This is a genomic window from Streptomyces sparsogenes, assembly GCF_001704635.1.
GTDB classification, from domain to species: Bacteria; Actinomycetota; Actinomycetes; order Streptomycetales; family Streptomycetaceae; genus Streptomyces; species Streptomyces sparsogenes.
On the sequence record NZ_MAXF01000081.1, the window covers coordinates 1 to 6069 of the forward strand.

Here is a 6069-nt window from a genome sequence, read left to right on the forward strand (position 1 = left end):
CCGAGGCCGTCCGGGCGCCGCTGTGCTTGCTGATGTTCTGGAGCAGCTCGGAGACGGTGAAGTAGGCGATGCCCTCGATGGCGGCCGCCGGCCGCTCCGGCAGGTCCACGGAGACCCGCACCGGCACGGTGCAGCGCGCCGCGACCGACGACAGCGCCGCGTCCAGGCCCCGGTCCGTCAGCACCGCCGGGTGGATGCCGCGGGCGAGGTCGCGCAGCTCCTGAAGGGCCAGTTTCACCTCGCCGTGCGCCTCGTCGACCATCGCGGCCGCGGCCCCCGGATCCTCCAGCACCTTCTCCTTCGCCAGGCCCAGGCCCATGGCGAGGGCGACCAGCCGGGCCTGTGCCCCGTCGTGCAGGTCGCGCTCGATGCGGCGCAGGTCCGCGGCCGCCGTGTCGACCACCGTGCCACGGTCCGACTCCAGCTCCGCGATCCGCCGCTCCAGCTCGTCGGAGGGGGACAGCAGCCCGCGCACCATCGCCCGGTCGGCGTTCGTCAGACCCCGCGCGATCCAGGGCAGCACCGGCCAGGCGACGAACAGGCAGACCAGGGTCAGGCAGAAGGTGAGCACCGCCCAGGGCAGCCGCAGGAAGGAGTACAGCGCGGTCCGCCAGCCCACCGGGTCCCGCAGCCGCGCCCACAGCCAGGTGAAGAAGCCACCGTCCGCCGGGTGCCACAGCCGGCTCGGCTCGTCGACGCGCACCGTCAGCAGCGCGCGGGCGCGGCGCCGCTCCAGCGCCCCGTACAGCCGGCTGCCGCGCAGCCCCAGGGCCAGCAGCGGCAGCCCCACCACGGTGATCGCCAGTCCCAGGCCCAGCACGAGCCAGATGAGGGCGTAGACGAAGCCGAGGATGCCCATGGGCAGATTGGCGAGCAGGTGCGCGATCTCCCGCCAGGTCTGCCGGGGAAAGCCGAAGGCGGGCGGCCGGGGCAGCCGCTCGTCGCCCCCGTCGGATGAACTCGAGGTCATACGGGCAAGATTGCCGGGCCCGCCCCCCGCCCCGCCATGGGGTAGGTCGCCGTGCCGGAGTGGGGTTAGCCCCACCGCATCCCGGACGGGCGGCTCACCCGGGCGGCGGCAGGGCCTACACTCCCGTGCGTACGCAGCGTCGAACAGACGACATCGACGGACAGCAGGCGGGACAGGGAGCGAGGGGCGGACGTGCCGGAGGCGACGACCGTGCACACCACAGCCGTGCCGCTCGCGGCCGGCTACTACGAGGGATACTCGGTGGTCGGCCTCCTCGCGGTGGTCGGGGTCCTCTTCGTCGCCGTGGCCTTCGGCGCCGGTCGGCTGCTGCGGCCCGTGGTGCCGACCCCGGAGAAGCTGCTGACCTACGAATGCGGGGTCGACCCCGTCGGCGAGGGCTGGGCCCACACCCAGATCCGCTACTACGTCTACGCTTTCTTGTATGTGATTTTCGCGGTGGACTCGATCTTCCTCTTCCCCTGGGCGACGGTGTTCGCCGCGCCGGGCTATGGCGGAACGACGCTGGTGGAGATGTTCGTCTTCCTCGGCTTCCTCGCCGTGGGCCTGCTGTACGCATGGAAGAAGGGCGTCCTGGAATGGACGTGACACCGACCCCCGCCCCCACGCCGGCTCCCGCGCCCGCCCCCGTGGACCTCCCGGAGCCGCGCCGCCTCGGCGCGCTCGCCAGGCTGGCCCCCGAGCCGATGAAGGTCGTCCTGAACTGGGGACGCCGCTACAGCCTGTGGGTCTTCAACTTCGGGCTGGCCTGCTGCGCCATCGAGTTCATCGCGGCCTCCATGGCCCGCCACGACTTCATCAGGCTCGGCGTGATCCCCTTCGCCCCCGGGCCGCGCCAGGCCGACCTCATGGTGGTGTCCGGCACGGTGACGGACAAGATGGCCCCCGCGGTCAGGCGGCTGTACGAGCAGATGCCCGAGCCGAAGTACGTCATCTCCTTCGGCGCCTGCTCGAACTGCGGCGGACCGTACTGGGACTCGTACGCCGTCACCAAGGGCGTCGACCAGATCATCCCCGTCGACGTGTACGTGCCCGGCTGCCCGCCCCGCCCCGAGGCCCTGTTGCAGGGCATCCTGAAGCTGCAGGAGAAGATCGCGCGCGAGTCCCTGGGCGAGCGGTACGGGCGCGACGGCGGCGCGCCTCGGCCGTCCGCCGCGGCGCTGCGCAGCGGGCTGGTCGCACCGCCCGAGCCGGCCTCCGGCCCGTCCCCTGCCCCGTCGTCCCCTGCCGCGTCGTCTGGCCGCGGGCGAGGTCGCGGGCGCCCTGCCGCGGGGGAGGGCACGCCGTGACCACGCCGGACGACCGCGACCGGCCCGTCGGGGCCGGGTCCGCCCCGCGCGTCGAGCCCGCCCCCGCCGCGCCGGCCGCCCCCGCCGCCGCCGCTCAGCCGCCGGTCGGCTGGCTGCCGCGGCCTGCCGCCGAGCTGTTCGGCGACGGCGCGACGGCGGAGGAGGCGTACGGGCTGCTCACCGTCGACGTCCCCGCCGACGCGTGGCTCCCCGCGCTGGAGACCGCCCGTGACGTCCTGGGCTGCACCTACTTCGACTGGCTGAGCGCGGTCGACGAGCCCGGCGAGGGGTTCCGCGTGGCCGCGCACGTCGTCGCCCTCGGGCCGGCGACGGCCGCCGCCCCGGCCGAGCCCGACACCTCTGCCGCCGCCCAGCCCGGCGCCTCTGCCGCTGGTGGCCCCGGCGCCCCCGCCGTGCGCGGGCTCCTGGTCCGCACCACCGTGGCGCACGACGCGCCCGCCCTGCCGACCGCGACCGGCGTCTACGCGGGCGCGGCCTGGCACGAGCGCGAGACCCACGAGATGTTCGGCATCGACTTCGCCGGCCACCCCCACCTCGTGCCGCTGCTGCTCCCGGACAGCTTCGAGGGACATCCGCTGCGCAAGGACTTCGTCCTGGCGGCACGGGTCGTCAAGGCATGGCCCGGCGCGAAGGAGCCGGGCGAGTCCGAGGCCGCCCACGGCCCCAGGCGGAGGCAGATGCTGCCGCCCGGCGTCCCCGACCCCAACGAGTGGGGCCCCCTCAAGGGCCAACTTCCCGCTGCCCCCGCCCGGCCGGCCCGCGCGACCCGGGCTGCGGGCGCCGCGACCGAGCGCCCGGCCCGCCGCGCCCGCAGCGCGTCCGCGGGCTCGGCGAGCCAGCGCGCCGCAACGGACGCCGAGGCGGCGGTCGGCGCGCCCGGGGAGGCCCCCACCGCCCCGGCGCGCCCCCCACGTCGCTCGCGCAGCGTGAGCGAGGGTTCCGCGAGCCAGCGCGCCGACACGGGTGCCGAGGCGGCGACCCCGGCTCGGCCCGCACGTCGCTCGCGCACCGCGAGCGAGGGTTCCGCGAGCCAGCGGGATACGAGGGCGGAGGCGGCGGACACGGATTCGGAGGCGCCGGGCGGCGCCACCCGGCCCGCGCGTCGTGCCCGCAGCGCGAGCGAGGGGTCGGCGAGCCAGCGCGCCGCGACGGGCGGACAGGCCCCGGCGCGCCCCGAGCGACCGGCCCCGCGCCCCCGCTCGACCGACGCCCCCTGGCACCACGCCCGCCCGGCACGAGACGAGCCGACGGCGGCGCCGGGCGCCGAGGAACCGGCGCGGCCGGAGTCCGCCGCCGAGGCGGCCGAAGGGTCGGCGGGGCGCGCGGGTGCCGCCGCTGGTGCCGGGCCGCGGCGGGAGCCGAAGGAGCCGCAGGGCGCTTCGCATGCGCCGCAGGACGCCGCGGGCGAGGGCCCCCGGCCCTCAGCCGCGCCCGAAGCCGACACGACGCCCGCCCCGGCCTCGACCACCGAGACATCCGGCACGAGCCCCGACGACACGAGCCCCGACGGCACGGGCACGGACCACACGAACGCCAACGCCACGAACACCGACGACACGAACACCAACGCCACGAACACCGACGACACGGCGGGAGGCACCGCGTGAACGACGTCCTCGACGTCGCGCTGCGACTGCTCGCCCTGCTGCTCGCCTTCCTCGTGCTGCCCCTGGTCGTGGGGCAGACCGAGCACAAGGTCATGGCCCATATGCAGGGCCGGCTCGGGCCGATGTACGCGGGCGGGTTCCACGGGTGGGCGCAGTTGGTCGCGGACGGTGTGAAGTTCGCGCAGAAGGAGGACGTCGTCCCGGCGGGGGCCGACCGGCGGATCTTCCAGCTCGCGCCGGCCGTCGCGCTGCTGCCGTATCTGCTGGTGCTGGTCGCGATCCCGGTCGCCCCCGGCGCCGTCGGGCGGTTCATCGACGCCGGCATCTTCTTCGTGCTCGCCGTGATGGGCGTCGGCGTGCTGGGCTCGCTCATGGCGGGCTGGGCGTCGGCGAACAAGTTCTCCCTCCTCGGGGGTTTGCGCACGGCCGCGCAGCTGATGGCGTACGAGCTGCCGATGCTGCTCGCCGCCGCCTCCGTGGCGATGGCCGCAGGCACCGTGTCGCTGCCCGGCATCCTCGACGCGTTCGAGTGGTGGTGGGTGCCGTGGCAGATCGTCGGGGGGCTGGTGTTCTTCACGGCCGGGCTGGCCGAACTGCAGCGCCCGCCCTTCGACGCGCCGATCGCCGACTCCGAGATCATCTTCGGCGCGTACACCGAGTACACCGGGCTGCGCTTCGCGCTGTTCCTGCTGGCCGAGTACGCGGGGATCGTGGTCCTCTGCGGGCTGACCACCGTGCTGTTCCTGGGCGGGTGGCACGGCCCGTTCGCGGACGACCTGGGCTGGGTGTGGACGCTGCTGAAGACGGCCGTCCTGGCCTTCGTGGTGATCTGGCTGCGGGTGAGCTATCCGCGGCTGCGCGAGGACCAGCTGCAGAAGCTCGCCTGGACCGGCCTCATCCCGCTCGCCCTGGTCCAGATCGCCCTCACCGGCGTCGTCAAGGTGGTGATCTCCTGATGGGCATCCCCGGTTCCGGCCTGGCCAAGGGCTTGGCCGTCACCCTGCGCACGATGACACGGAAGGCGCACACCGCGCAGTACCCGGACGTCCAGCCCGAGCTGCCGCCGCGTACCCGCGGAGTGATCGGGCTGTTCGAGGAGAACTGCACGGTCTGCATGCTCTGCGCCCGCGAGTGCCCGGACTGGTGCATCTACATCGACTCCCACAAGGAGACGGTGCCGCCGGCCGCGCCCGGCGGGCGGGAGCGCAGCCGTAATGTGCTGGACCGGTTCGCCATCGACTTCGCGCTGTGCATGTACTGCGGTATCTGCATCGAGGTGTGTCCTTTCGACGCGCTGTTCTGGTCGCCGGAGTTCGAGTACGCGGAGGAGGACATCCGCGACCTCACCCATGAGCGCGACAAGCTCCGCGAGTGGATGTGGACGGTGCCCGCGCCGCCCGCGCTCGACCCGGGCGCCGAGGAGCCGAAGGAGATCGCCGCCGCGCGCAAGGCAGCCGACAAGATCGCGGCGGCCGAGGCCGCGCGGGCCACGGACGCGGCGGGGCCCGACGGCCCCTCCGGCCGGGACGGAGCGGCGTCGTGAGTGCCGCCGCCCAGCTCGCGGCGTCAGGGCACGGTTTTCTGTCGCCGACGGGTGTGGAGATCACCTTCCTTCTCGTCGCGGTGATGACCCTGGGCGGGGCCCTCGTCACCGTCACCACCAAGCAGCTGGTGCACGCCGCGCTGTGGCTGGTGGTCACGCTCGGGGGGCTCGCGGTCGAGTTCCTGCTGCTGACGGCGGAGTTCATCGCCTGGGTACAGGTGCTGATCTATGTGGGGTCCGTCGTCGTCCTCATCCTGTTCGGGCTGATGCTGACCAAGGCGCCCATCGGGCGGTCCCCGGACGCCGACTCGGGCAACCGCCCGGCCGCCCTGGCGGTGGCCGTCGCCGCCGCGGCCGCCCTGGTGTGGGTGGTCGTGGACGCCTTCCGGGCCACCTGGATCGACGTGGACGCGGGGGTGCAGGGCTCCACCAAGGTCTCCGGTGAGAGCCTCTTCCGGCACTGGGTGCTGCCGTTCGAAGCGCTGTCCGTGCTGCTGCTCGCGGCGCTGGTCGGCGCGATCGTGCTGTCCCGGCTGCGCTCCACGCCGCGGTCCCCGGGCGCCCGGGCCCCCCGCGCGGCCGGCTCCCGCACCGCCGCCGGCCCCCGCACCGCCGCCGAAA

7 protein-coding genes are annotated in these 6069 nt (G+C 74.6%); 6 read left to right on the forward strand and 1 reads right to left on the reverse strand.

The annotated features are described in order from the left end of the window. On the reverse strand, positions 1-970 hold a 970-nt coding region (locus tag BBH68_RS15890), incomplete at its 3' end, for a sensor histidine kinase (RefSeq protein ID WP_065962909.1). A 192-nt stretch (positions 971-1162) separates the two neighbouring features. Here BBH68_RS15890 and BBH68_RS15895 point away from each other — a divergent pair. The 6 genes from BBH68_RS15895 to BBH68_RS15920 all read left to right on the forward strand — a co-directional run. Next, complete coding sequence (locus BBH68_RS15895) at positions 1163-1576, forward strand: NADH-quinone oxidoreductase subunit A (protein ID WP_065962910.1); 414 nt, start codon at positions 1163-1165, stop codon at positions 1574-1576. Further along, on the forward strand, positions 1567-2277 hold the full coding sequence (locus tag BBH68_RS15900) for an NADH-quinone oxidoreductase subunit B (protein WP_065962912.1): 711 nt from the start codon (positions 1567-1569) through the stop codon (positions 2275-2277). Before BBH68_RS15895 ends, BBH68_RS15900 begins: the two co-directional genes overlap by 10 nt. Further along, entirely contained in the window at positions 2274-3905 is a 1632-nt protein-coding gene (locus tag BBH68_RS15905) for an NADH-quinone oxidoreductase subunit C (RefSeq protein WP_065962913.1), read from the forward strand. The genes BBH68_RS15900 and BBH68_RS15905 overlap by 4 nt, the downstream gene beginning before the upstream one ends. After that, positions 3902-4861, forward strand: coding sequence for a complex I subunit 1/NuoH family protein (locus tag BBH68_RS15910; RefSeq protein ID WP_065962914.1), 960 nt, complete (start codon positions 3902-3904; stop codon positions 4859-4861). The genes BBH68_RS15905 and BBH68_RS15910 overlap by 4 nt, the downstream gene beginning before the upstream one ends. Beyond that, positions 4861-5448 carry a NuoI/complex I 23 kDa subunit family protein gene (locus BBH68_RS15915; RefSeq protein WP_065962916.1) on the forward strand — a complete coding sequence of 196 codons (588 nt, stop codon included), beginning with the start codon at positions 4861-4863 and terminating at the stop codon, positions 5446-5448. The genes BBH68_RS15910 and BBH68_RS15915 overlap by 1 nt, the downstream gene beginning before the upstream one ends. Continuing rightward, the coding region (locus BBH68_RS15920; protein WP_245738075.1) for an NADH-quinone oxidoreductase subunit J family protein at positions 5445-6069 on the forward strand (625 nt) is incomplete at its 3' end. The genes BBH68_RS15915 and BBH68_RS15920, both read left to right, overlap by 4 nt.

Coding starts and splice junctions, on each gene's coding strand:
- BBH68_RS15915 (WP_065962916.1), top strand. CDS start 4,861: ATGGGCATCCCCGGTTCCGGCCTGGCCAAGGGCTTGGCCGTCACCCTG.
- BBH68_RS15900 (WP_065962912.1), top strand. CDS start 1,567: ATGGACGTGACACCGACCCCCGCCCCCACGCCGGCTCCCGCGCCCGCC.